The organism is bacterium (assembly GCA_020440705.1).
Classification (GTDB): Bacteria; Krumholzibacteriota; Krumholzibacteriia; order LZORAL124-64-63; family LZORAL124-64-63; genus JAGRNP01.
In genome coordinates, this window is the sequence record JAGRNP010000058.1 from 1 (window position 1) to 24,579 (window position 24,579).

Annotated in this window: 20 protein-coding genes; 3 read left to right on the plus strand and 17 right to left on the minus strand. The window is 72.7% G+C overall.

Features of this window, described 5'->3' with window-relative positions; translation table 11 throughout:
- A partial coding sequence (locus KDM41_10170; protein ID MCB1183788.1) for a hypothetical protein occupies positions 1-566 on the plus strand: 566 nt, incomplete at its 5' end.
- A 46-nt stretch (positions 567-612) separates the two neighbouring features.
- Here KDM41_10170 and KDM41_10175 read toward each other — a convergent pair.
- On the minus strand, positions 613-1,149 hold the full coding sequence (locus KDM41_10175; GenBank protein ID MCB1183789.1) for a hypothetical protein: 537 nt from the start codon (positions 1,147-1,149) through the stop codon (positions 613-615).
- Positions 1,150-1,418: 269 nt separating this feature from the next.
- On the opposite strand from KDM41_10175, the gene KDM41_10180 reads away from it, so the two are divergent.
- Positions 1,419-2,858 (plus strand): sigma 54-interacting transcriptional regulator, encoded by a 1,440-nt coding sequence (locus tag KDM41_10180; GenBank protein MCB1183790.1) that lies wholly within the window; start codon positions 1,419-1,421, stop codon positions 2,856-2,858.
- 43 nt (positions 2,859-2,901) lie between these two features.
- On the opposite strand, the gene KDM41_10185 is transcribed toward KDM41_10180, so the two are convergent.
- The 9 genes from KDM41_10185 to KDM41_10225 form a co-directional block, all read right to left on the minus strand.
- On the minus strand, positions 2,902-3,960 hold the full coding sequence (locus tag KDM41_10185) for a dipeptide epimerase (GenBank protein MCB1183791.1): 1,059 nt from the start codon (positions 3,958-3,960) through the stop codon (positions 2,902-2,904).
- A gap of 1 nt (position 3,961) precedes the next feature.
- On the minus strand, positions 3,962-6,304 hold the full coding sequence (locus KDM41_10190; protein ID MCB1183792.1) for a creatininase family protein: 2,343 nt from the start codon (positions 6,302-6,304) through the stop codon (positions 3,962-3,964).
- Positions 6,305-6,311: 7 nt separating this feature from the next.
- Entirely contained in the window at positions 6,312-7,409 is a 1,098-nt protein-coding gene (locus KDM41_10195; GenBank protein MCB1183793.1) for a DUF1611 domain-containing protein, read from the minus strand.
- Between the two features lie 4 nt (positions 7,410-7,413).
- Positions 7,414-8,601: a pyridoxal-phosphate dependent enzyme gene (locus tag KDM41_10200; GenBank protein ID MCB1183794.1), complete on the minus strand. Its 1,188-nt coding sequence runs from the start codon at positions 8,599-8,601 to the stop codon at positions 7,414-7,416.
- A gap of 58 nt (positions 8,602-8,659) precedes the next feature.
- Positions 8,660-9,496 (minus strand): hypothetical protein, encoded by an 837-nt coding sequence (locus KDM41_10205; GenBank protein MCB1183795.1) that lies wholly within the window; start codon positions 9,494-9,496, stop codon positions 8,660-8,662.
- On the minus strand, positions 9,486-11,396 hold the full coding sequence (locus tag KDM41_10210; GenBank protein ID MCB1183796.1) for a TonB-dependent receptor: 1,911 nt from the start codon (positions 11,394-11,396) through the stop codon (positions 9,486-9,488). The genes KDM41_10205 and KDM41_10210 overlap by 11 nt, the downstream gene beginning before the upstream one ends.
- A 50-nt stretch (positions 11,397-11,446) precedes the next feature.
- A complete protein-coding gene (locus KDM41_10215; GenBank protein MCB1183797.1) occupies positions 11,447-12,916 on the minus strand; it encodes an MFS transporter in 1,470 nt (489 codons plus the stop codon).
- 130 nt (positions 12,917-13,046) lie between these two features.
- Positions 13,047-15,422, minus strand: a complete 2,376-nt coding sequence (locus tag KDM41_10220; protein MCB1183798.1) for a PP2C family protein-serine/threonine phosphatase — start codon at positions 15,420-15,422, stop codon at positions 13,047-13,049.
- Positions 15,419-16,105, minus strand: coding sequence for an MBL fold metallo-hydrolase (locus KDM41_10225; protein ID MCB1183799.1), 687 nt, complete (start codon positions 16,103-16,105; stop codon positions 15,419-15,421). The genes KDM41_10220 and KDM41_10225 overlap by 4 nt, the downstream gene beginning before the upstream one ends.
- Before the next feature lie 162 nt (positions 16,106-16,267).
- Here KDM41_10225 and KDM41_10230 point away from each other — a divergent pair, with 162 nt between their 5' ends.
- Positions 16,268-16,924: a DUF4254 domain-containing protein gene (locus tag KDM41_10230; protein MCB1183800.1), complete on the plus strand. Its 657-nt coding sequence runs from the start codon at positions 16,268-16,270 to the stop codon at positions 16,922-16,924.
- 42 nt (positions 16,925-16,966) lie between these two features.
- Here the strand turns inward: KDM41_10230 and KDM41_10235 are convergent, their stop codons facing one another.
- From KDM41_10235 to KDM41_10265, 7 genes are all read right to left on the minus strand, one after another.
- Positions 16,967-18,436, minus strand: a complete 1,470-nt coding sequence (locus tag KDM41_10235) for a hypothetical protein (GenBank protein MCB1183801.1) — start codon at positions 18,434-18,436, stop codon at positions 16,967-16,969.
- 498 nt (positions 18,437-18,934) lie between these two features.
- A complete protein-coding gene (locus KDM41_10240; protein MCB1183802.1) occupies positions 18,935-19,264 on the minus strand; it encodes a hypothetical protein in 330 nt (109 codons plus the stop codon).
- 42 nt (positions 19,265-19,306) lie between these two features.
- Positions 19,307-19,579, minus strand: a complete 273-nt coding sequence (locus KDM41_10245) for a hypothetical protein (protein MCB1183803.1) — start codon at positions 19,577-19,579, stop codon at positions 19,307-19,309.
- Positions 19,580-19,663: 84 nt separating this feature from the next.
- Positions 19,664-20,278 (minus strand): hypothetical protein, encoded by a 615-nt coding sequence (locus tag KDM41_10250; GenBank protein MCB1183804.1) that lies wholly within the window; start codon positions 20,276-20,278, stop codon positions 19,664-19,666.
- A gap of 80 nt (positions 20,279-20,358) precedes the next feature.
- The gene (locus KDM41_10255; GenBank protein MCB1183805.1) at positions 20,359-21,105 is read right to left on the minus strand and encodes a 2-C-methyl-D-erythritol 4-phosphate cytidylyltransferase; all 747 of its coding nucleotides are present in this window, start codon (positions 21,103-21,105) and stop codon (positions 20,359-20,361) included.
- On the minus strand, positions 21,102-22,598 hold the full coding sequence (radA, locus tag KDM41_10260; GenBank protein MCB1183806.1) for a DNA repair protein RadA: 1,497 nt from the start codon (positions 22,596-22,598) through the stop codon (positions 21,102-21,104). The genes KDM41_10255 and radA overlap by 4 nt, the downstream gene beginning before the upstream one ends.
- A 121-nt stretch (positions 22,599-22,719) precedes the next feature.
- Positions 22,720-24,579, minus strand: a 1,860-nt coding sequence (locus KDM41_10265; GenBank protein MCB1183807.1) for a S8 family serine peptidase, incomplete at its 5' end; no start/stop codon positions are given.

A 24,579-nucleotide genomic window follows, 5' to 3' on the forward strand; every position in this document is an offset into this window, starting at 1 on the left:
TGGGCGCGGTGCAGCTCGCGGCGAGCCAGATCACGATCCAGGTGCTCAGCTTCAGCTTCATGCCCCTGTGGGGCCTGACGACGGCCGCCTCGGTGCTCACGGGCAACGCCATCGGCGCCGGCGATCTCGATCGCGCCGCCCACTTCGGGCGCCAGACCTACAAGGTGGGCAGCTACTACTCCCTGGTCCTGGCCCTGCTGATCGTGCTGCTGCGGCACCAGCTGTTCCGGGTCTTCAGCGACGACCCGGCGGTGCTCGCCCTCGGCGGCGGGCTGTGCCTGGCGGCGGCGATCTTCCAGTGGTTCGACGGCATCCGCATGCTCAGCAGCGGTATCCTGCAGGGGGCGGGCGACACGCGCTACACCATGCTGGTGACGCTGGTCCTGATGTGGGGCGGATTCATCCCCCTGACCTGGTACCTGGTCGTGGTGCGCGACGGCAGCGTCATGGCCGCGTGGGTCGGGGCCTCGGCGTGCTACCTGCTGCAGGGCTGGTTCATGTGGCGGCGCTTCGAGTCGGGGCGCTGGCGGCGCATCGACATCTTCGGGGCGCGGGCGGCCGGGTAGACCGCCGACCGCCGGGCCGCAGCCCGACGGCCGGCGGCCCCTCTGCTCACACGATCGTCGCGTGAGGATGCGGTGTCCCGCTCTGCCAGTTCAGGTCGTTCTCGGAGACGGGCCCCGAATCGGTCCCCGCCGACAGGCGCACCACGTTGCGGCAGGCGAAGTCGCGCCCGGCCTCGGCGGCTTCCATCTCGTGCAGGAAGACGTGGGCGATGCGGTCCTTGGCCTCGCCGACCACCGAAGTGATGCGGGCCAGGCAGGAAACCTGCTGCGCCATCGGCACCGACTCGACGATCAGCTGCCACGTCCGCTCCTCGAGGACCTGCAGCGCGAGCTGGAGTTCGTGCAGGCTCATCCCCTCGTGGACCCGCTCGGCCGTGACGGCCTCGATGTAGTTGCGGAAGCCGTCCTCCACCGGGCCGAGGGCCCCGAGGAAGGCGTCGACCAGCAGGCGGACGCGGCCGCGCAGGACGGGCTCCGGGACGACGTGCCCGTTCAGCACGCCGGCGGCGCTCAAGCGCAGGAAGATCTCGGTCTCGAGCTGGTCGCGGTTCTCGGCCAGCATCCGGCAGTAGGGCAGTGCCATGTCGGCTCCTTTCGTCGCGGAGTGCGGTCCGGGCTTTCCACGCGCCCGCGACGCCGTCGCTCCTGCCCCGTCTGCTGCATGAAGCGGGCCGCACGGCCCGCGTCGGAAACTCGGTGATCGTTGTCCTGCAACGAGTTGAGCAACAGGCCAAATCAACCCGTCCCGCAACGGCGCAACACCGCGCCGGTCGGTTTGCGGGACCGGCGCACGGGCGCTACGGTTGCGGGGACGGACCCGCTCCGGGCCCGCCATGGCGAAAGGATCCGCCCATGGTGCCGTCGCTCCTGCCTCCCCTCGCACCGCCGACCGACGCCGACGTTCCCGCCGCGCTGCTCTCGGCCCTCTTCCACAGCACCCCGGACGGCGTGATCGCGGTCGACCTCCGCCGCCGCATCATCGCGGTCAATCCGGCTGGGCTGGCGACCCTCGGTGCCGACGCCGATACGGTCGTGGGCCGGCCCTGCTGGGAGGTGCTGCGCACGCCGCTCTGCCGCGACGACTGTCCGCTGCTGCGGGCCCTGGCCACCGGCCGACCGGTCGTCAACCGCCTCGTCGAGGTGCGGGACGCCGCCGACCGCCCCCACACGGTGTCGCTCTCCTGTTCCCTGCTGCGCGCCGACGACGGCCGCCTGCTCGGCGGCGTCGAGACCTTCCGCAGCGTCGAGCGCATGCGCGAACTGGTGGACGCGGCCGACCGCGACCTGCCCCTGCCCGGGGTCGCCTCCCGCGACGGCCAGATGCGCCACATCTTCGCCGTGCTGCCCACCCTCGCCGCGGCCGAGAGCTCGGTGCTCATCCTCGGCGAGACGGGCACGGGCAAGAGCCTCGTGGCCCGCACGATCCACCGGCTCAGCCCGCGCCGCGACGGCCCGCTGGTCACGGTGAACTGCGGCGCCCTGCCCGAGACGCTGCTCGAGTCGGAGATCTTCGGCTACCGGGCCGGCGCGTTCACCGGCGCGGTGCGCGACCGCAAGGGGCGCATCGCCGCGGCCCACGGCGGCACCCTCTTCCTCGACGAGATCGGCGACATGTCGCCGGCCATGCAGGTGAAGCTGCTGCGCTTCCTGCAGGACCGGGTCTACGAGCCGCTGGGCGACGACCGGCCGCACACCGCCGACGTGCGCATCCTCGCGGCGACGCACCGGGACCTCTCCGCCCTGGTGGCCGCGGGCGCCTTCCGCGAGGACCTCTACTACCGGATCAACGTCCTGGGGATCGAGTTGCCGCCCCTGCGCGAGCGGCGGCGGGACATTCCGCTCCTGGCCCAGACCTGCCTCGACCGCCTGGCGCGCACGCGGGGCAAGCCGTGCGAGGGCATCACGCCGGCGGCCTTCGCGCGGCTCGCGGCCTACCCCTTCCCGGGCAACATCCGCGAGCTGGAGAACGTGATCGAGCACGCCTACGTGCTGACCCGGGACCCGCTGATCGACGTGGAGCATCTGCCCGAGCGGGTGCGGCGGGCCGGCGGCGCGGGCCCCGCGGCGACGCGGACCCTGGCCCGGGTGGAGGCCGAGTTCCTGCTCGAGGTGCTCGAACGGCACGGCGGCCATCGCCAGCGGGCCGCCGACGAACTCGGCATCCACAAGTCGACGCTGCTGCGCCGGGCGCGGCGGTTGGGGGTGACGCTGCCGGAGCGGGACGGGCGCGCGGGCGGGGACGGTGGGGATCAGGCCCCGCGGACGTCCCGCGCGGGAACGACCCGAACGTAGCGCACGCGGCGGACCCGGCACGCCGGGATCCCGCGGCGCGGGTTCAGATCACGAAGCCCAGGCCCGGCGCGTCGGTGGGCAGGAGCCAGCCGTCGCGCAGGATCACCGCGCCGGCGGTCGGATCGTCGCGCAGGTCGAGGTGCCCGTCGAGGTCGGCGAAGTGGACGTTGCTGCTCGAGAGGGCGAAGTGCAGGCCGGCGGCGATGCCCAGGGCGGCCTCGTCCAGGCAACCCACCATGACCTCCAGGCCCGCGGCGCGCGCCACGGCGTCGATGTGGCGCGCGGTGGTCGGGCCCCCCACCTTCATCAGCTTGATGTTCGCCATGTCGGCCAGGTCGCGGCGGGCCAGGCGGAAGGCGTCGCGCAGGGTGCGCAGGCTCTCGTCGGCCATGATCGGCAGGTGCACCGCCGCGGTGACCTCGCCCAGCAATCCGGGTTCGCCGTGGGGCGTGGGCTGCTCGATGAGTTCGAGCTTCGCGCCGCGCACCGCCGCCACGAAGGCCAGGCTCTGCGCCACGTCGTAGCCCTGGTTGGCGTCGAAGCGCAGGGCCACGCCGGGCCCGACGGCCTCGCGGACGCGGTGGACGCGCTCGGCGTCGCCGTCCGGGTCGAGGCCGCCCTTGATCTTGAGGCAGCGGAAGCCCTGGGCCAGGAAGTCGCGGGCCCGGGTCACGGTCTCGTCGACGGGCAGGATGCCGATGGTCACGCTGGTGCGGATGCGCGTGCGGTACCCGCCCCACAACCGCCACAGGGGCAGGCCGGCCTGGCGGCCGACCAGGTCCCAGAGGGCCATGTCCACGGCGGCGCGGGCCGACGGACGGTCGGCGAGCAGGTCGCCCACCCGGGCCAGGGCCGCGGCGGGCCGCAGGGGGTCGGCGCCGCGCAGGGCGTCGGCCACGGGGCCGGACAGCACGGCCAGGGTCTCGGCGGCGGTCTCGCCCGTGACCGGCAGGTCGGGCGCCGCGCACCCGCAGCCGCCGACGGGTCCGGCGTCGAGCCGCAGGAAGACGTTGTCGGCCCGGTCCACGGTCTCGTAGGCGATGGTGTAGGGCTCGGCCAGGGTCATGGCGACGGGCCAGGCCTCGACGGCGCGGATCCGCATCTCAGTACCGCCTCTGGTGGATCTCCTCGAGACTCAGGCTCTTGAGATCCTCCACGAACTCGACCAGGTTGTGGATCATCACGGCCCACATGCGCTCGCCCTTGGCCGCGTCGGCCCGGGTCGGGTCGCCCATGACGCCGCTGTCGCTGATCTTCTCGGTGTAGGCGTTCCAGGCCACGGAGCGCTGGTTGGAGAACTCGAGGTAGCGGCTCGAGAAGCGCGGCACCTCGGCGCCGGCCCGGTCCATGTGCACCAGGTGGGGACGCAGGGCCAGGCTCGTGCTCGTCTCGATCTCGCCGGCGTGCACGTCGTTGGGCGTGTCGGCCATGGCGTCGATGTCCACGTCGCTGGTCTCGCCCGACTCCACGCAGGTGAAGATGTGGGCGTCGCGGTTGATCATCTGCGCCGCGAAGTCGAGGGCCGGACCGTTGCCGCCGTGACCGTTGACGATGACCAGCTTGGTCGCCCCGTGCCGCGCCACCCCCATGCCGATGTCGTAGATGAGCTGGGCCATGGTCTCGTTGCGCACGCTGATCGTGCCGGCGAAGGCCTCGTGGTGGTACGAGACGCCGTAGGGCAGCAGCGGCAGCACCAGCGGCTTGGGATGGCTGCAGGCCTCGGCCACCTGGCGGCACAGCCACTCGGCGTCGTGGGCGTCGGTGTCCAGGGGCAGGTGCGGACCATGCTGCTCGATGGCGCCCACCGGCAGCAGCACGACGTCGGTCTCGGCGAAGCGCTCGGCGGCCTCGGGCCAGGTCAGGTGGCCCAGGCGCCACGTCTCCTTCACCGGCGCGGTCGCGGCCGCGTCACCGGTCGGGCGGCGGGACGGTCCCTCGTAGGCGGCCGGGGCGCCGAAACCGGGCTGGGTGAACGGATCGCAGCGATGCCACACCCGGCCGTCGCGCTGCACGGCGCCGTTCGCGTGCTCGAGCATGATCCGCAGCAGCGGCTCGCGCAGGTCGGTGGGGATCGTGTTCAGCGGTGCGTGATCCTTGTCGAAGCGCAGCTGCAGCACCTCGGGGTGGGCCCGGGGCGTCGCGTCGTCCTGCGGCCAGCGGTCGCGGTCGCGCAGCATCAGCGCCGTGTGCTCGGCGCAGGCGCCCTCCTGGTGCACGCCCTCGGTGACCAGGGCGGCCAGGCAGGCGTCGATCTGTTCGGTCGTGTAGCCGCAACGCCGGGGGTCGGCGTCGAGGGCCGTGAGCATGCCCACGATGCGCCGGCACTTCTCGCAGCGGCCGCAGGGCCGGACGCGCCCCGTCTCCTCGTCCTTGTGCGCCGCGTGGCACGACACCTGATGCGCCTGCAGGTCGCCGTAGCGCTCGACGAGGATCTTCTCGATGAGCAGCTCCGAGAGGTTCCGCAGCACCGAGAACTGCTGCACGCGCCACCCCTTGCGGTGGAAATAGCGCGTGAGCGCCAGGTCGAACCACCGGCTCTGGTCGTACAGGCCGTCGTAGTGCGGGATGCCCTGGTGGCGCGCCCGGACGCTGGTGTCGAACTCGTCGCCGATGACCAGCCGGTCGATGCCGCGGGCCCGCAGCAGGGGCAGGGCCCCGAAGAGGAACACCGCCACGGTCCACAGCCGCACCGGGTAGATGTCGGCGCGCACCGTGTTGAAATCCGGCCGGATGAAGGGCATCTGCCGCAGCATCCAGGCGAAGACGCGGTCGCAGTTGGTCCACACGCGGCCCGTGCCCGGCACCGTGTCGGCGAAGTGGCGGTAGGCGTTCAGCGCCGTGAACCAGTGGCGGCCCGACTCGTTCACGTAGAGCGCGTGCACGTCGGCGCCGGTCTCGGCCAGCAGGCCGTAGCTGAGCAGGCTGTCCTTGCCCCCGCTCGAGAGGACGGCGCAGGCGCCGCCGCCCCGGCCCCAGGCCCCGCCCGGCCCCGTGTCGGCGGGCGCCGCGTCGGGGAAGACGAGGCGGGCCTGCAGGTACTCGGGCAGGCGCGCGGGCGCGATGCCGGCGGCGTCGCCGGTCAGGAAGGGATTCGGCTGCAGGACCTTCTTCACCCAGATCTCGCGCGCCGTGTTCTCGGCCATGTCCGCCAGGAAGCGCCGGTCGCGCTCGTCGAAGGGGCCGTGGAAGACCATCTCGCGGCAGAACAGCCCGTAGTTCAGGGCCACCTGGGCCGTGGCCATGGCGGCCAGGTTCAGGGCCGCGGGGTCGCCGGGGACGAAGACGTCCTCCTCGTACTTGTAGACGAGCTCGGTGGTCTCGCGACGGCCGCCGGCCACGACGGTGTAGGGCGTGGTGATGCGGCGCGGCTCGACCTGCGGCGGCCCGATCTCGAGCCGGTCCCAGGCCAGCAGCGGGGCGGCGGGATTCGCCTTGCGGTGCGGCATGACAGCCTCAGCGGCCCCGGCGCTGCTGCGCCGCGGCCAGGAAGGGGTCGAGGGCCGCGAGGACGGCGTCGGGCCCATCGCGCAGCACATCGCAGGCCGGCAGGCCGGTCTCGGCGGTGATGGCGGCGCAGGCGGCGGCCACCTCGTCGGGCCCCATGTCCTCGTGATTGACGGTGATCGCGGCCACCGGCCGGCCGCCGATGAGCTCGACGGCCTGGATCTGGGTCGGCAGGTCGTGCAGCGCGTGACCCGGGAAGCCGTCGTAGTCGCGGCGCTTCGGCGCGTGCTGCATGACGACCGCGTCGGGCCGGCCCGCCGCCAGCAGCTCGAAGCCGCCCGGGTAGGCCGGGTTCATGAGGCTGCCCTGGCCCTCGAGCACGATCACGTCCGGGTGCCCGTCCTGCCAGCACGACCACACGGCGTGCTCGATCTCGCCGGCGACGAAGTCGTTGATCAGGGAGTCGAGCACGATGCCGTGCTTCGCGCCCTGCAGCCAGGCCGTCTGGCCGGTGCCCACCAGCGCGGCGCCCAGGCCGCGCGCGCGCCAGCCGTCGACCAGGAACCAGGCCGTGGTGCGCTTGCCCACCGCCGAGTCGGTGCCCAGCACGGCGATCTTCAGGGCGTCGACCTGGCTGATGCGGCCGTCGAAGAAGTGCAGGTCGGCGCGCTCGGGCGGGCGCCGGATGTCACGGATCCCGACCCCGGCCTCGAAGGCCAGCGCCGCCAGGTCGGGATCGTCGCCCAGGAAATCGTGCAGGCCGGAGTCGACGTTCAGGCCGGCGCGCAGGGCGTCGGCCACGTCGCGCCGCGCCGGAGCCGGCAGGCGGCCGCCGTCCGGCGCCAGGCCCATGACGAAGTGGGTCAGCCCGGCGCCCGCAGCTTCCGCCGCGGCCTGCGCCGCCGCCAGGTCGGCCACGACCGGGATGCCGTTGGCCCGGCCATCGAGCACCTCGCCGGCATCGCGTCCGGCGAAGCCCGCGTCGATGACGGCGGCGACCCGGTAGCGCTCGCTGCGCCGCACCAGGCCGTGGGCCGTCTTGCCGTTGGTGGTGGTGAAAGCGCCCTGGCAGTAGACCGCGGCCACCCCCTCGTAGTCATGCGTCATCGGTTCACTTCCTTCCCGTCAGGACGGCCACGTAGCGGTCGCCCGGCAGGGGTTCCTGTTGATGGCGGGCCAGCAGCACGAGCAGGCCGGCGGTCGACGCCGGCAGCACCTGCAACCCCTCCTTCTCGCGCAGCTCCCGCGCCTGCTGCAGCATGGCGCGGTCGCTGGCGTCGGCGGCCCACCCCTCGCTCTGCCGGATGGCGTCGAGGGCCAGGTCGCCGTCGATGGAATGCCAGTTGATCAGCGGCTCGTTGACCGCCGTCTCGTGGATCTTCTCCGGCTCGAGGTCGCTGCAGTCGGGCAGCCCCTTGCGCCAGGCGCGCACGATGGGGTTCTTGCCGTGGGACGAGCCGCAGATGAAGCGCGGGATGCGCGAGGTCTTGCCGCGCCGGTACAGGCTGACGAAGCCGTGGTGGATGCCGGCGAGGGTCGTGCCGTTGCTCGCCGGCACCGCGATCGCCGCCGGGGCGTCGCGCAGCTCGTCGTAGATCTCGTAGGCGATCTCGCCGTAGGCCCGCAGCTGGATCAGGGTGTTCGCGCCGCCGGGATTGGCGTCATACAGATCCTCGGCCTCGGCTTGGGCGCGCGACACCTCGACCGCGTTCTCGTAGTCGCCCGGCACGCGCACGATCTCGGCGCCGAGCTCCTCCATCTCGCGGGTGCGCAGGCTGTGGTAGCCGGCCGGGATGTGGACCAGGCAGCGCAGGCCGGCCGAGGCCGCGGCCAGGGCCGTCGCCACGCCGTAGTTGCCGCAGGTGGCCACGGCGATGGTGTCGTAGCTGCGCCGCATGGCGTCCAGGGCCTGGGCGAAGGCGATGCGGTCCTTCTGGGTGCCGGAGGGATTGCCGCCCTCGAACTTGAGGAAGAGCTGGCGCATGCCCGCAGCGCGCTCCACGTTGCGCGCGCGGTAGAGGGTGGTGTCGCCCACCTCGGACTCGAGCAGGTCCTCGAAGGCGGCGAGGCGCTCCTCGAGATCGCGCGCCGTGTCCGCGGCGACGAGCTGCTGGCCGGAGAAATCGGCCGGCGAGAGCGGAGCGACCGGGGTCACTCCGTCGAGGAGGACGAACCCCTCCTCCGCCGATGCGGGAGGCGGGCGATCGTCGTCCGCCGGGCGGTGATTCGCGCTGATGGCGACCCTCCTTCGTCCGGACGGGACGGGCCCAGCTGCCCGCCCGCCGTCGTGTGGCGGCATGATATAGCCAAAACGCACCGTGCGCGAAAGCCGAAAGTGCGTCGGGCGACGGAATTCCTCAGCGGCCGGCGGCGGCCGCGAGCAGGGGGGCGCTGGCCGCCGGCTTCTTCGTCCCGATCAGGTCGACGCCGCCGGCGACGAGCGCCTCGTACACGGCCGCCCGTCGCGGCACCTTGAAGACCCGCAGCCAGCGTCCCGGCACCGCATCGCGCGCCGCCCTCAGCTCGGCCAGACGCCGCGCGAACTCCGGCGGCTCCGGCCCCTTGCCGTCCCACGAAAAGTGCTGCGGATACTGCACCGTGACCAGCTTCAGCAGGTGCGCCGGCAGGGCGGCGTGGTCCGGCGGCAGGTCGCGCCAGTAGCGCTGCACCGCGCAGCACCGCACCGGCAGGGCCGCCAGTTCGGCCAGCGGCGGCTGCCAGCCCACGAGCACCACCTGCACGGCGCCGTCACGCACCCGCCCGTCCTCGACCGTGACCAGGACGTCGCGGTACTCGAGCAGCAGCGCGTGCAGCGCCGCGAAGGCGGCGGGGTCGTCCTGCTTCAGTTCGACGTTCAGCAGGAAGGGCTGTCCGTCGGGCCGGATGGCGGCACGGCCGGCGGCGGCCAGCCGCAGCGGTTCGAGGTAGACGCCGCGCAGGGTGCGGTCGGGCCGCACCTCCTTGCGGTCGTGGCCCAGGAGCAGCTCGCCGGCGACCAGGAACACGTCGGCCTCGACCCCGGCGTAGCCCAGCGCGAGGGCCTCCTGCAGGGGCGGATCGCCGCGCCGGTAGTCGTTGTGGACGTAGCCGGGCAGGCTGCCGGGCGTCCGGGTGACGACCGGAGCCGACGCGCAGCCGGCGAGGACCACGAGGACGCAGCCCGCGGCCAGCAGACCCGACGCCCTAGAACGCACGTCCCACCGTGGCCGTGAAGACCGTGCCGGGCATCTGCACGCCGGGCACCTCCTCGTAGCGCCGGTCGGTCAGGTTGGTTCCCGCGAGGGAGACCGACCATCCGTCATCGTGGCTCCAGCCGAGGCGGCCGTCGAGGAGCCCGTACTCGCGGAAGTCGATCGGTCCGCCGCTGTGCACCAGACGCCGGGCGACCAGAGTCGCGTGCAGGTTGCGATGGAGGGCGACCGTGGCCTGGGCCGTCAGCACGTCCTCGGGCACGAGCAGGGTGTACTTGCCCTCGTAGCCGCCGGGCAGGGTGGTCTCCTTGTCGGTGTGGGCCCAGCCGAACTCCAGGCGGTGGCCGGCCGGGTGCAGCCAGGCCACCGCGGTCTCGGCCCCGCGCGTGGTGCCCTCGGCGATGTTCAGCACCCGCCAAACGGTGTCGCCCGCCGGGCGGGCCCACTCGATCAGGTCGTCCTCGTAGCGCTCGAACCAGGCCACCGTGGCGTGCCACGGGCCGCGATCCCAGGCGGCGCCCAGGTCCCAGGTCCAGCCGGTCTCGGGCACGAGATCGGCACTGCCGCGGTTGGCCGGATCCTCGTAGTACAGGTCGGTGAAGGTCGGCACGCGGTACACGCTGCCCGCGCTCGCCCGCAGGGTGAGGGCCGGATCGGCCTCCCACGACACGGCGCCCGAGCCGGAGAAGCGGGCGTCGTACCCGGTCTGGCGGTCGACGCGCCCGCCGGCCTGCCACCGCCAGGGCCCGCGGTCGCGCTTCAGTTCGACCGCGCCGGAGAGCCGCCGGCGCAGGTGCGACCCGAGGGCCTCGCCCCACACGCCCCCGCGCAGGCCCCGGCTGTCGATGTCCTCGTACGCCGCCTCGAGACTGACGGCCACGGCGTGGGCGTCGTCCAGCCGCATGACGCCGTTCAGCTCGCCCCCCGTCGACCGCGTGACGTGGTCGTTGGTGTAGGCGTCGGGGTTGGTGCGGAAGAGGATGAACTCGTCGCGGTGGCGCCGGTACCACGCCCGCGGCTCGACGGTGACCCGGTCGGACAGGCTGCGCCGGTACTGGGCCGTGGTGAAGAGCGTCTTCGTCTTCTCGAAGGCGGGGTAGGGCGCGTAGTAGTCGAGGGCGCCGTACCGCCGGTCGCTGTAGGCGCCGAAGACGTCCCACTCGCCGCCTTCCCCCTCGTGCACCACGCGGCCGGTGGCGTGCCAGGCATCGGCGTCGTTGCCGCCCCAGGCGGTCGAGCCGTCGGGCTGGTCGACCTCCCAGCCGTCGGTGCGGAAACGCTCGAAGGAGACGCGCGAGCCGGTCGCCGCGCCGAGGCGCAGGTCCGCGGACGCGCTCGCGCCCCAGATCCCGTTGTCGCCGCCGGTCAGCGCCACCCGACCGCCCCCGATGTCGGCCGGACGGCGGGTCACCACGTTCACCGTGCCGCCGAAAGCGCCGGCCCCGTAGAGACTCGAACCGTGGCCGGGCAGCACCTCGAGGCGGGCGATGTCGTCCTTGCCCACGGGCAGATCGAGGGCGTGGTGCCCGGTCTGGGGATCGCCCGCCGGGAAGCCGTTCAGCAGCACCTGCACCTGGTCGAAGGTCGACCCGCGCATGGTCAGGTCGGACTGCACGCCGTACTGCTGGCGCTGGGAGACGACGACGCCCGGCACCGTCTGCAGCAGCTCGGCCGTCGAGCGGGCGGGCGCGCGGGCCGCCTCGTCCTCACCCACCACCGCCAGGTTGCGCACGACCCCGGGCAGGGCCACCGGCACGCGCGACCCGACCACCTCGAGCGGCAGGGCCAGGAAGAGCGTATCGCCGCCCACGACGATGAACGAGTCGGCGACGGCGGCGGCCGACGGCGGCGCGGTCTGCGCCCCGGCCGGCCCGGCGGCGGCGGAAAGGAGCAGGGCGGCCACGGCGGCCGCCCCCCTGCAAACGCATCGATGCAAAACCATGTACGGGTCCCCTACGCTGGTTTGGTTTTCGGTTTCGGCTTGGCGTTCCACACCCGCAGGGCGAGCACCAGGCCGATGGCCGCCAGCGGGATCATGGCCAGGGGCCACGCGCGCCAGTTGGCCGGATCGGTCGCGGCGCCGGTGATGTGCCCGGCGGCGTCGAGCTGCTCCTCGGGCAGCACGATCGAGTAGGTCAGCGACATGACGGCCGTGCCCAGGTAGACGAAGCCGTCGATGATGCCCACGGCGATGCCCACGTTCTTCGAACCACCGAAGTCCATGCTCGCCGTGCCCGAGAGCATGCCGTGCACGCCGATGACGGCCATCGAGAGCACGATCACGAGCCAGCCGACGAAGGGCTGGGTGTAGGTGAAGCTGAGCAGGATCGCGCCGGCCAGCATGACGCCGTAGAGGAAACCGGCCACCGGCCCCCGCCGCGACTGGAAGAGGTGGTCGCTGATGGTCCCGGCCACGACGCCGCCGGTGATGCCCGCGATGCAGAGCAGCAGCCCCCAGTTGTCGTAGACGAAGCTCGACTTGAGGCCCAGCACGGCGTCGGTCTGCTTGGCGAAGGTGCGGAACCACTGCATGATCGCCTGCCGCAGGAAGCCGCTGCAGAACTCGATGCCGGCGATGGTCATGATGATGGGGTTGCGCAGCATCAGCCTGAACACGGCCCCGGCCCCCAGGCGCGGCCCCTCGTCGCCGGACGAGGCGTCGCCGGTGTTGAAGTCCTGCAGGCCCGCCTCGCCGGGAGTGTTGCGGACGACGAAGAAGTCGAACACCCAGAAGATGGCCAACAGCAGCGCGGGCATGAAGAAGACCCAGGCCAGGCCGAGGCTGCCGAGGATGATGTCGCCCAGGTCGTAGGCGAAGTAGATGCCGAGCGAGATGAGGATGCCGAAGATGGCGCCGAAGACGCCGCGCTCGCGCACGTGGAACCAGGGGGCGTTCACCTTCACGATGGCCACGGCGCCGAAGCTCTGGAAATACATGTTCGCCGCGTAGAGCACCGAGAAGACGGGCACGAACCGGGAGGCCAGCGTCTCGTACATGGGCCCGTGATTCAGGAGCGAGAGGCTGGCGAGGCCCATCAGCAGGTTGCACGCGGCCGCTCCGCTGGCGCCGGTCAGGATCGAGAAACGCCCGCCCAGGCGATCGGTCAGGGGCCCGTTGATCAGGAAGGAGAACCCGTAGACGACCGTGCCCCACATGAAGATGAGGCCGAAGTCGGCGTTGCCCATCAGCGGCGCGCCGCCGGTGCCCTGGATCTCCTCGAAGGCGAACTTGCTGATCTTCAGGTTGTAGCGGCCCATGTACAGGAAGGCGTAGGTGAGTCCGAGCGGCAGCCAGTTCAGGATCCGCCGCCGCAGGTACGCCTTGTCGTGCCCCACGTCCACGGCGGGCAATCGCTTGAACACGACGGCGACCACGGCGAGCAGGATCAGGACGGGCCAGAACTCGTTCAGGATCTCGGACATGCACTCTCTCCCGGTCGCGACCGTTCCCCGCCGGTCGGTCCTCGCTGATGGTGTGGCCGCACAGGATACCCCGGTCCCGGTCCCGATACCACCGCGAATCCCCGCCTTGACGGGATCCTGACCGGGCGGGCTAGCCCTGCCGCTTGATCACGACCAGGGTGATGTCGTCGGACTGGGCGACGCCGGCGGTGTGTTCGTTGACGGCGGCGAGGATGGCGTCCTTGATGGCGGCGGCCGGCAGGTGCCGGTTGCGGCGCACGACCTCGTGCAGGGCCTCCTCGCCGAACATGGCCTCGGGGTCGTCCTCCTCGGCGCTCGGCCCGACGGCCTCGGTGATGCCGTCGGTGTACAGCACGACGATCTCGCCGGGCGCCAGGCTCACCGTGTCCTGCTGGTAGAGCTGCTCGCCGACCATGCCGAGCAGCAGACCGCCGTTGGCCAGCTCCTCCAGCGACCCGTCGGCGCGCAGCACCAGCGGCGGGTTGTGCCCGGCGTTGGTGCAGGTGAAGGTCGCCGTCTCGGCGTCGAGCACACCGTAGAAGAAGGTGGCGAACATGTGGGGGTCGGTCGAGCGCACGAGCAGGTCGTTCACCCGCCCCACCACCTCGGCCACGGCCCCCGGGTGCAGCACCTGGCCGTGCAGGCTCGCCTGCAGGTTGCTCATGAGCAGGGCCGCCGGCATGCCCTTGCCGGAGACGTCGCCGATGGCGATGCCGATCTTCTCGCCGTCCTGGGCCAGGAAGTCGTAGTAGTCGCCGCCGATCTCCCGGCTGGGAATGCTCGCGCCGGCGACCTCGAAGTCGCGCAGGTGCGGTTCGCCCCGGGGCAGCAGGCGCTCCTGGATCGCCCGCGCGGTGGCCAGCTCCTGCTTGAGGCGGTCGTTGGCCAGGGCGATCTCGCGACCGTCCCGCACGGCGGCGGTCATCTCGTTGAAGCTGGCCGCAAGGTCGCCGAACTCGTCCTCGTTGGGGATCTCGATGCGCGCGTCGAGGTCGCCCCCGGCCACCAGGCGGGTGCCCCGGTGCAGGGCGTGCACGCCGGTCACGATGCCCTCGGTGATGCGCACCCCGAAGAAGACCGCGAAGACCACCACCACGAGCCACAGGAAGCCGAACAGGCCCAGCGCCACGGCGACCAGGACGTTCAGTTTCGACGTGTCCCCGAAGAACTCGCCCGTCAGGTCGGGCCAGCCCACGCGCAGCTGCACGAAGATGTTGCGCTCGCCGATCGTCTCGCCCCGCACGGTGGCGAACTCGAGCAGCGAGGCGCCGAAGTACAGGTACTTGTTCCAGAAGAGGCGGCTGCCCGGGGCCGCGTCGCGGTAGCTGACCGTGACGTCGCGGAAGCGAGCCCCGCCGGCATCGGTCCCGCCGGAGTCGGCGGCCGCGGCCGCCTCGTCGTCGTCCGTGTCGATGACGATGCCGCTCCGTCGGCTGCGCGTGCCGGTCCCCTCCAGGTCGAGTCCGACCTTGAGGATCCCCGAAAGGCGGCGCAGCGGGCGCTCGCCCAGCTGCCAGCCGCGCACCCGGGGCGCGTCGCCGTCGAGCCCCTGCCAGCGCAGGAGCCAGATGGTGCCGTCGACCACGAAGTAGTCGGTCGAGTCGGCCCGGACCGCCGCCCCACCGGCCGCCGAACGGTCGACCCGCGCGTCGTCGCGCACGACCTTGCCCATGCCGACGGCCGCCCCCGGCACCCAGGCCGGCGGGGCGATGACCACCGCGCCCGGCACGGCCGTCGGCGCGCCGTCGGGCCAGACGAAGGTGGTGTCGAAGAGCGCACCGGCGAAGTCGGCCCCTTCGGCGGTCATGGCGCGCCAGCTCTCGAGGATGTTGTTCAGGCGGGCGGCGCGGGTGCCGCCGAGGGTCGTGTAGAGCACGACCAGGAAGAAGGCGACCATCAGCAGCAGCGGCAGGCCGCCGATCAGCAGGCCGCTGATGGTGAGCTTCGGGCGCAGGCGCAGGAAGTGCAGCCGCATGTTGAAGGCCAGATGCATCAGGGAAAACACCCAGAACCCGACCAGGGACCACAGCGCCCAGGAACCCAGGTGCCGCGGGAACCGGTAGTGGCCTTCGTCGCCGCCGAGCCCCCACAGGCGCTGGGCCAGCACGAGCAGGGCCAGGGCGAGCAGGCCGGCGCCGAAGAAGAGCGCCCGGCGTCGGTCGGGCAGCTGCCGCCACGGCCGGTAGCGGCGCAGGACGAGCATGGTCGCGGAGAAGGTGATGGCGAATCCCAGCCCGACGCCCCCCGCGAAGGTCACCAGCACGAGGGCGAACACGGTCAGACCCACCCACAGCCAGCGGAACCAGGTGTCGAGCATGAGGAAGCGCACCGCCGCGAGCCACGCCACCGCCAGGCCGATGCCGCCGACCCAGGCCGCGAGTCCGGCCGGCACCGCCGCGACGTGGTTGCCCAGGAGCACCACCGCGGTCGCGAGGAGCAGGGCCGCGAGGCTCACCAGCAGGGCGAGAGTGGCCGGTCGGGCCAGCGGGGACACGAGTCGTTTCACCGGATGCCGTGCTCCTGTTTGTAGGCCGCCCAGTTGTCCTTCAGGTGGACGAAACCGCCGAAGCCCTCGGCCGTCAGGAAGGGGTTGTGCCGTCGCTCGTGCCCGATGGTGGAATGGGGTCTGGCGCCATCGCCGCCGTAGTAGTCGTGCCCCGGAAGGACGATCGTCTCGTCGGGAAGTTGCAGGAGTTTCTGCAGGGAGGCGTACTCCTGCTCGGCCGAGGAGCCCCTGAAGTACGGTCCGGTGCCGCCGACCTTGCCGCAGAAGAGGATGTCGCCCGTGACGAGGCGGCCGGCGCAGAGGAAGCAGTAGTGGCCCGGCGAGTGGCCCGGCGTGGCCAGGGCCCGCACCGCGAGGTCGCCGAGGGACAGCTCCTGGCCGTCGGCGAGGGGCTCGGCGCCGGGCACGTCGTCGGCCGCCCCCGCGTGGACGGTGGCCCCGGTGAGGGCGACCAGCTCGGCCAGGCCGCCGACGTGGTCGCCGTGGCCGTGGGTCACGAGGATGCGCGTGATGCGCAGGCCGAGCGCCGTCGCGAGGCGATGCAGTTCGGCCGGACGGAAGCCCGGATCGCAGGCCGCGGCCGCGCCCGTGGCGCGGTCGGCGAACAGGTAGCAGAAGTTGCGGTCGCCGCCCAGGTGGTACTGGCGGCACAGGACTCGGTCGTCGGACAGGTCGCTGATCACGGATCGGCCTCCTCGGGGTCGTCTCCGGATCATAGCCCCGGCCCCGCCCCGCGCCAACCCCGTTCCGATGGCCGAGCCCGGACTTGCCCCGACCGGAGCCGCCGCTTACCCTGAAGGCCCGCGACCCCCAGGCCCCGGCCCGCCCGGGAGAACAGGATCAGCATGACCGACCGCGACGCCACCGCCCTCGTCCCCACCTCCTTCGAGGCGGTCGATGCCGTCCTCCGCGACGTCATCGCCGTCTGGCACGAGCGCGAGGACCGCATCCCGGACTGGGACGCGTGCCGCGAGGTGATGCCGCTGACGCGCCCCGAGGGCTGGGCCCGCACGACCGAGCTGCTGCAGCTGATCAACACCTTCCAGTGGCACGAAGAGGACAAGAGCCGGGCCCATGGGGCCGGCGACGCGGTGCTGGGCCGGGTGAAGCGCTCCATCGACGCCTCGAACCGCCGCCGCGTGCAGACCGTCGATCGCCTCGACGACCTGATCCACAGCGGCCTGGCACGGGCCGGACACCTGGATCCGGCCGCCCCGCTGCATTCGGAATCGCCCGGGAGCATCATCGACCGCCTGTCGGTGCTCGCCCTCAAGCGCCACCACGTCGCCGAAGCGCGCGACGAGCTCGCAGGGAGCGAGGAAGCCGCCGCCATGCAGGCCCGCCTCGATACGGTCAGCGAGCAGTACGCCGATCTCGGCGCCTGCCTCGAGCGCCTGCTCGCCGACGTGCGGCAGGGCCGCGTGGGCCTGAAGTTCTACCGGCAGGTCAAGGTGTACGTCGATCCGGACACGGGGCGCCTGCGGGCCGACCTCGACGACTGAGTCGCCTTTCCGGTCCGCCGGCGCCCCGCCGTGCGGCGCCGGCTACTTGAGCAGCGTGACCTTCAGGGACCGCGCACCCCGTTCCCCCGCCAGACGCACGAAGTACACGCCCGAGGCCGCGGCGGCGCCGTCGTCGGTGCGGCCGTCCCACGCGATGGCGTGGTCGCCCGCCGCGAGGCGGTCGTCCACGAGGCGACGCACCTGCCGGCCGCGCGCGTCGTGGATGACGATGCGCACGCGCTCGTCGGCCGCCAGCGCGAACTGGATCCGGGTGCGGGGATTGAACGGGTTCGGCGACGCCCGCGCCGCCAGCAGGCCGCTCGCCGGCGGCACCTCGGGCGACTCGGTGGCCCCGCACGGCGCGGCCACGATGCCGGGCATGCCGCACGCCTTGGCCTCGCCCACCAGCGGCGACGACGCGTCGAGGCGCAAGCCGTCCGGATCCCACGGGTCGCGCGAGCAGAAGTCGGGGACGATGTCGTAGTTCAGGTCGGCCACCGCCACGGCGAGCAGTTCGGGTGTCCAGTCGCCGCCCGCGTTGCCGGCCAGGTCGGTGCACGAGATGTAGGGCGCCGAGTCCCCCACCAGGGCGATGGCCTCGCCCTCGTTGAAGGCGATGATCGCCGCGCCGATCCAGGGCGACGCGTCGACGGCGAGCACGCCGCCACCCCGCACCGAAGCCCGGTTGTCGACCAGCGTCGCGTGGTCGACGTTCACCTGCGACGCCGCGAAGCAGGCCACCCCGCCGCCGTACCGCGCGGCGTTGCCCGACACGATGGTGTCGATCAGGCCCACGACGGCGCCGTTGTCGGCGAAGACCCCGCCGCCGTAGCCCAGGGCGCCGGTGGCGGTGTTGGTCACGAGCCGGCAGCCGATCAGGGCCACCGAGCCGCCGAGGCGGGCCGAGACGGCCCCGCCCCAGTCGGCGACGTTGCCGGTGAAGTCGCAGGCGGTGACCACCGGCGACGATCCGATGCTCGCCTCGACGGCGCCCCCGCCGCCCGCGGGCGCGCGGTTGTCCTCGAAGCGGCAGCCATTCAGCTGCGGCGAACAGGAGACGGCGCGCAGGGCCCCGCCGTGGGCCGCGGCCTCGTTGTCCCGGAACACGACCCGGGTGAAGCGCGTCGGGCTGCTCCGCACGAGGACGGCGCCGCCGCTTCCCTCGTAGCTCGACGTTCCGCCGGCCAGGCCGCCCGTGAGGGTGAGATTGCTCACCCGCGTCGAATCGGCGAGGCCGTCGATGAGCAGGACGCGGCCGAGACGGCCGGCGTCGAGGAGGGTGTCCGTGGGTTCGGACCCCGCACCGCGGATGTCCACACCCACCGGGATCCGCAGATCGACGGCGGTGTGACGGCCGGGGGCCAGGGTGATCGTGTCCCCGGCCCGGGCCGCGGCCAGGGCCGCCGCCAGATCCGGGTGGGTTCCCGGCACCGTCCACTCCGCCGCAACGGCGGCGAGGGCCGGGAGCAGAACTGCGCCGAACAGGGCGACGCTGCAGATGGTTTTCTTCATGGAACCGATTCCTGGGGCTTGGTGGGGCTCCAGACGACGGTCACGTGGGGCGATCGGGGGGTGATCTGGCAAGGGGCGGGCCCGGGGCCCGGGCGGGACGAACCAAACATCAAAGGCAGCCGGGCGGGCCCCACCCGCCGGCCGGAGTCTGCCCGGAGCGCCATCCGGCCCCAATCAAGCCCTGCGGGGGCAACAGGTTGGGTTCTGACGCCGCCATGACACGGGACACAGGATCCGTTAAAAATGAATCAGCATTCAGGAAAACGGAGGCCGCCGTGACGGTTTCGGGAGTTCTGAAGCCCGCGTCTCGAATCCGGACGAGATTTTTGGGGACCGCGGCACCTGAGGCGTCTGTCTTGAGAATAATCTTCAGGATTCACCGGGTTCGCGCGCCCATCGCTGACATTTTGGCAAGGCGGCGACGCCCAGCGAGGACAACCTGACAACGACGCACCCCGGAAGGACAGCCCTCCGGGGTGCGTCTGGGGCGGCCGGCGATCACATGTGGCCGGCGTAGGGCACCTTGGGTGTCGCGAACGCGTCCGGATCGGCCGCGAACGCCTCTTTCGTCTTCTCATCCGGGAAGTAGAAGACCCGTCCCCCGTGATCGAGCCGGGGCGACTCGGCCGTGGGCGTGAACTTCTCCTCCGAGACCGGATCGGTCAGGCGACCGGTGAACCGCCAGGGCGACTGGCGGAACGTCGCCAGGGCCTCGTCGTCGGCCAGGTAGTAGGTCTCGTAATTGACGAAGACGCGATGGGCCTCGTCGAGGCGGGCGGGTCGATCGGTCTTGACCACGCAGGGGACGGTGACGCCCAGCTGGTTCAACCAGATCTCGGGACCTTGCACGAAGGTCACGGCGCAGGGGCGTCAGCAGAAGCCGACCGGGCGCCCGTTCACGTACGATGCCCCCATCTTGGGGTTCAGGCGCACCTTCCGCACCGGGCAGCGGTCGTTGAGGGTGATCAGTCCGTCGCAGAAGTAGCGCAGTTGGGGCAGGGAGTCGGCCGGGGAGACGTATTCGGCCAGGGGTTCGACCTTGTCGCCGTTCATGGCCGCCGGCGAGGCCGCCTGGACGCCGCCCGCCAGGAGCAGGCCCAGCAGGGCTCCGGCGCACCGCAGCCGCATCGAGGTTGGAGTCATGGATCATCCCTCCGTTGGGGTCAGGGGTCGGGGTCGCCTTCCATACAAGAAGACTCCCCTTTCAGTTCCCGCGGAGAGAGGGCGTCAGCGGAACCTGGCCTTCAGGGACCCGAAGGTGGGCTGGTCGTTGGGCAGCACGTCGCCCTCGACGCTGACGGTGATGGGCAGGTCCATGAAGAAGGGGCTGCCGCCGTCGCAGTCCTGGGCGGCGCCGAAGGGTCCGGCGGCCCACAGGTAGTCGCCGGAGAAGGGCGCCGCCACGCGCACGGTCATCGACGCCAGCCAGATGGCGTCCTGGTCGAGGCAGGTGGGCGCGGACGAGACCATGCCCGCCAGGGGATGGCCCTCGTGCTCGAGGTCGGGATTCAGTTCCATGTCGACGATCTGGACCGCCGCCCCGCAGCACACCTGGTGGATGACCCAATGCAGAGAGGTGACCGGCTGGTCCATGGGCATTCCCGGCTGGTTGCCGAAGGCCATGGCGTAGATGGTGAAGGTCGAGTCCGGGTCGATGACGATGCGGTCGACGTGGTGGTCCTGCGAGGCGCTCAGGCCGATGCGCGGGAAGACCTCCTGCGAGCGGGCCGCACCCGCCGCCAGGAGCAGCAGGGCCAGGATGGGCAGCACCAGCCAGGCCAGGGGCGGCCGGGGGCGCGCGGCGACGCGGACGCGGGTGCGGGCGAGCGGGGTGCGGGTCATCGGGGCCGTCCTTCGGGCTGCGAGCGGGTCGAGGTCTTCGGCAAAAGCATACGACCTCGGCGGCCCGGCCCGCAAGGGGGTCAGTCGCCCGCGAGCCGGGCGGCGGCCCGCTCCCAGTCGGCGTCGGTGGTGACCTTCCAGTTTCCCGCCTCGCCGGCGACCACCGCCGGCGCGTCGCCCCGGGCGGCCGCCAATCCCCCATCGTCCGTGAATTCAAGGCTTTCGGCCGCGGCCCAGGCGTGGGCGGCGAAGAATCCGGCCCACCGGAAGACCTGGGGCGTCTGCACGGCCACCAGCTCGGCGCGCGCCAGGTACTCGGCGCCGGCATCGGCCCGCGAGCGGACGATGGTGTCGGGCACCGGGACCCCGGGCACGGCGCCCCCGGCGGCGAGGGCCGCCCGGGCCAGGGCGTCGAGCAGGTCGTGGGAAGCGAAGGGGCGGGCCGTGTCGTGGACCGCCACCAGGTCGTCGGGCCCGGGTCCCAGACGGGTATCGAGCTCGCGCAGGGCGTGCCAGGTCGAAGCGGTGCGAGTGGCGCCCGGCGCCGCCAGCTGGAAGGGCAGCGCGGGCCGGCCGCGGCGCCGGTCGGCGAGGACGGCCGCCACCTCCCGCGCCACGGGCGCGTGGCGCTCCTCGGGTGCGGTGATGGTCAGGCTGGCCAGATGCCACGGCGCGTCCGGGCGCTCGTCCAGGAAGGTGCGCAGGCTGACGGTGTAGAGCGGGCCCCGTGCGGTGCGGCGGAACTGCTTGGGCTCGCCGTCGCCTCCGCCGGCCCGCAGGCCGCGGCCCCCCGCCAGCAGCACCAGATGCAGAGGCGTGGGCCTCACGAGTCGGCCTCCGCGCGGCGGGCCGGCGTGAGCGCCAGGGCCACGGCCTCCTCCACGCTGGCCACGGTCACGAGCTCGAGTCCGCCGAGGCGGCGCTTGCGCCCGCGGCTCGCGTCGGCGGCCAGCACCGCCCGCCGGAAACCGTGGCGCGACGCCTCGCGCAGCCGCGACTCCAGGTCGGTCACCTGCCGGATCTCCCCCGTCAGGCCCACCTCGCCCAGCACCAGCGTGTCGACCGGCACGGGCTTCTCGCGCAGCGAGGAGGCCAGGGCGATCATGATGGCCAGGTCGGCACCCGGGTCGTCGATGCGCCCGCCGCCGGCCACCTTGACGAAGATGTCGCAGCCGGCCAGATCGAGCCCGGCGCGCTTCTCGAGTATGGCGCCGAGGAGGGCCACGCGCTTGTTGTCGACGCCCTGCACCACGCGCTGGGGCGTGCCGTACCGCGACGACGAGACCAGGGCCTGCACCTCCACCAGAAAGGTGCGCGAGCCGTTCTTCACCGCGCCCACCGCGGCGCCCGGCTCGACGCCCCGCCGTCCGGAGAGGAAGAGGACGCCGGCCTGGTCGACGGGAGCGAGGCCGTCGCCCCGCATCTCCATCACGGCCAGCTCGCCGGTGGTCCCGAAGCGGTTCTTCACCGCGCGCACCATGCGGATGGCGCCGCCGCCCGAGCCCTCGAAGTAGAGCACCGTGTCGACCATGTGCTCGAGCAGTTTGGGTCCGGCCAGGTCGCCGCTCTTGGTGACGTGTCCGACCAGGAAGACGGGGTGGCCCGTCTGGCGGGCGAAGTCGGCCAGGACGCCGCCGCAGTACTTGATCTGGGTGGGGCTGCCGGGGAAGGTGTCGATGTGCTCGCTGTGCAGGGTCTGCACCGAGTCGGCGATGACGACGCAGGGCGTGTCGCCGGCGACGGCCTCGCCCAGGGCGTCGAGCAGGGTCTCCAGATGCACCTCGGGCAGGATGTGGAAGCCGTCCTCGGCGTCGGGCCGGAAGCCGAGACGCTCGGCGCGCATGCGGATCTGGGCGGGCGACTCCTCACCGGCTACGTACACCACGCGGATCCCCTGCCGCACCCACCACAGGGCCAGCCCCGTCAGCAGGGTCGACTTGCCGACGCCCGGCTCGCCGCCCAGCAGCACCACCGAACCGGCCACCAGACCGCCGCCCAGGACATTGGCCACCTCGGCGGGCTCGACCGGCAGGCGCTCGCGCTCGGCCGAGGCGATGCGCGCCAGGGGCACCGCCCGCATGCGGCCGTCGGGTCCGACGGCCTCGGGAAACGCCGCCGCGGCGCCGCTGCGGCGTCCGGCGAAGCCCACCGGATCCTGGGCGCCGGCGCTGAAGCCGCGGGCGCCCTTGGTCTTGCCGGCGGCGGCGAGCTTGACCTCGGCGAAGGTGTTCCACTCGCGGCAACCGGGGCACTGGCCGAGCCAGCGCAGCTCCTCGTGGCCGCAGGACTTGCAATAGAAACGGGTCGAGGTCTTGGCCATGCGGGCGGGACTTTCCGGCTCGGGGTTCGCAGGGGGCGGGCGGATTCCGCCGGCCAATATACCAGATGCACGGGAGGGCGGCAGGGGATTTCCCGCCGTGCCGATCGCCGCGGCCGGACCGTCAGCGGACGAGCTGCATCTTCTGCCGGCGGACCGCGTCGGGAGCCGTGAGGCGGGCCAGATACGATCCGCTGGCGACCGCCCGGCCCGCGTCGTCGCGGCCGTCCCACACGACCGCCTGCGGACCCGCGTCGCGCCGCTCGTCGAGCAAGGTGCGGACCAGCCGCCCCTGCAGATCGAAGATGTGGACACCGACCCGACCCGGCCGCGCCAGGTCGAAGGCCAGCGTCGTACGCGGGTTGAACGGGTTGGGCACCGGCGCCCGCAGCACGGTGCGCGAAGGGAGGTCGTCGTCGGAGCCCGAGGAGCCGGTCACGAAGTAGCGCCAGGGGGCCGCCGCGCCGCGGAAGGGCAGCGAGGCCACGACGCCGTTGGTCGAGCCGGCGGAGAGGTAGTAGTCGACGGTGGCGGTCCAGGGCTGCCCCGGGATGGCGGCCGTCCAGGTGTCCGGCTCGCCGGCCGCCGCCAGGGGGACCTGCTGCCAGGCGCCCTCGTCGACGCGGTAGTTCACGAAGAGGTTGCCCGTGTCGAGGCCGAGGCGATCGGTGATCACGGCCGTGACCGCCAGCGGGGTGGTCAGGGCCGTCGTGGCCGACAGGGGGTCGTGGGCCAGCACCGGGCCGAACCAGGTGACGGCGGCGGCGGCGTCGATGATGCCCCAACCCTGGTCGTTGTCCGGGGCGAGGGCCTGATCGGCGGTGGCGCGAAGGGCCGCGATGACCTGCAGCGGCGTCAACGCCGGGACCCGCTCGAGCACCAGAGCGGCCACGCCGCTGGTCACCGGCGTCGCGAAGGAGGTGCCGCTGGCCGTGATGTAGTTGCCGTCGTTGTTGGGATCGACGAGCGGATTGCTCACGCCCAGGGCCGCCACGTCGGGTTTGATGCGTCCGTCGGCCGTGGGCCCGGGCGACGAGAACGAGGCCGTGTTGCCGGCCAGGTCGACGGCACCCACGGTCAGCGCGCTGTCGGCGTCGGCAGGGGCGATCAGGTGGCCGGTAGTGGCGCGGTCGTTGCCCGCGGCCGTCACCACGAGCAGGCCCCGGGCGGCGGCCAGGTCGGCGGCGATGGTGGTCACGGCCGTGTCGCCGTCGAGATCGGCGGCGTCGTACCAGTCGACGTAGCCGAGCGACGAAGAGATGAGATCTGCGCCCAGGCCCTCGGCCCATTCCAGGCCGGCGACCCAGTTGTCCTCCTCGGCGGGTACCTCCTGGGCGAGGTCCTCGGTGCGCGCCAGCAGCACCGCGATGCCCGGCGCCGGCCCGACGAGCTGTCCCGGCATGTTCCCGGCCAGGGCCGAGAGCACCATGGTGCCGTGGTTGCGGATGGTCGCCAGGTCGCCCGGCTCGGCGTCGACGACACCGTCGCCGTCGACGAAATCCCAGGCGGCCAGGACCGTCAGCGGCGCCAGGGCCTCGTGGGTGACGCGGAAGCCCGTGTCGAGCACGCCCACCACCACGTCGGCCCCCGTCAGGCCCATGGCATGGGCGGCGGGCACGTTGATCTGCTGCATGGCCGCCAGGTTGTTGCCGTAGTCGAAGGCCGCGTCGGTCTTGGCGGGCGCCGACCCGAGTCGCGGCAGGGGCTGCGGCGTCGCGACCGGACGCGGCACGGCGGCATGGCGGGCGCCGCCCACCAGGGTCACGGCGCGCACACCGGCCAGGTCGGCCAGCGCGCGCACCTGTCCGGGAGTGGCCCGGAAGCTCGCGGCGTTGAGCCAGCGGCTGCGGTGGACCAGCCGGGCGCCGGTGGCGCGGCAGGCGGCCAGGCGGGCGGCGTCGAGGGGCAGGTCGTGGTCATCGACCAGGGCGGCAGCCCCGGGAGCCGCCTTGGCCCGTCGGGCCAGGGCCCGGGGGCTCAGGCT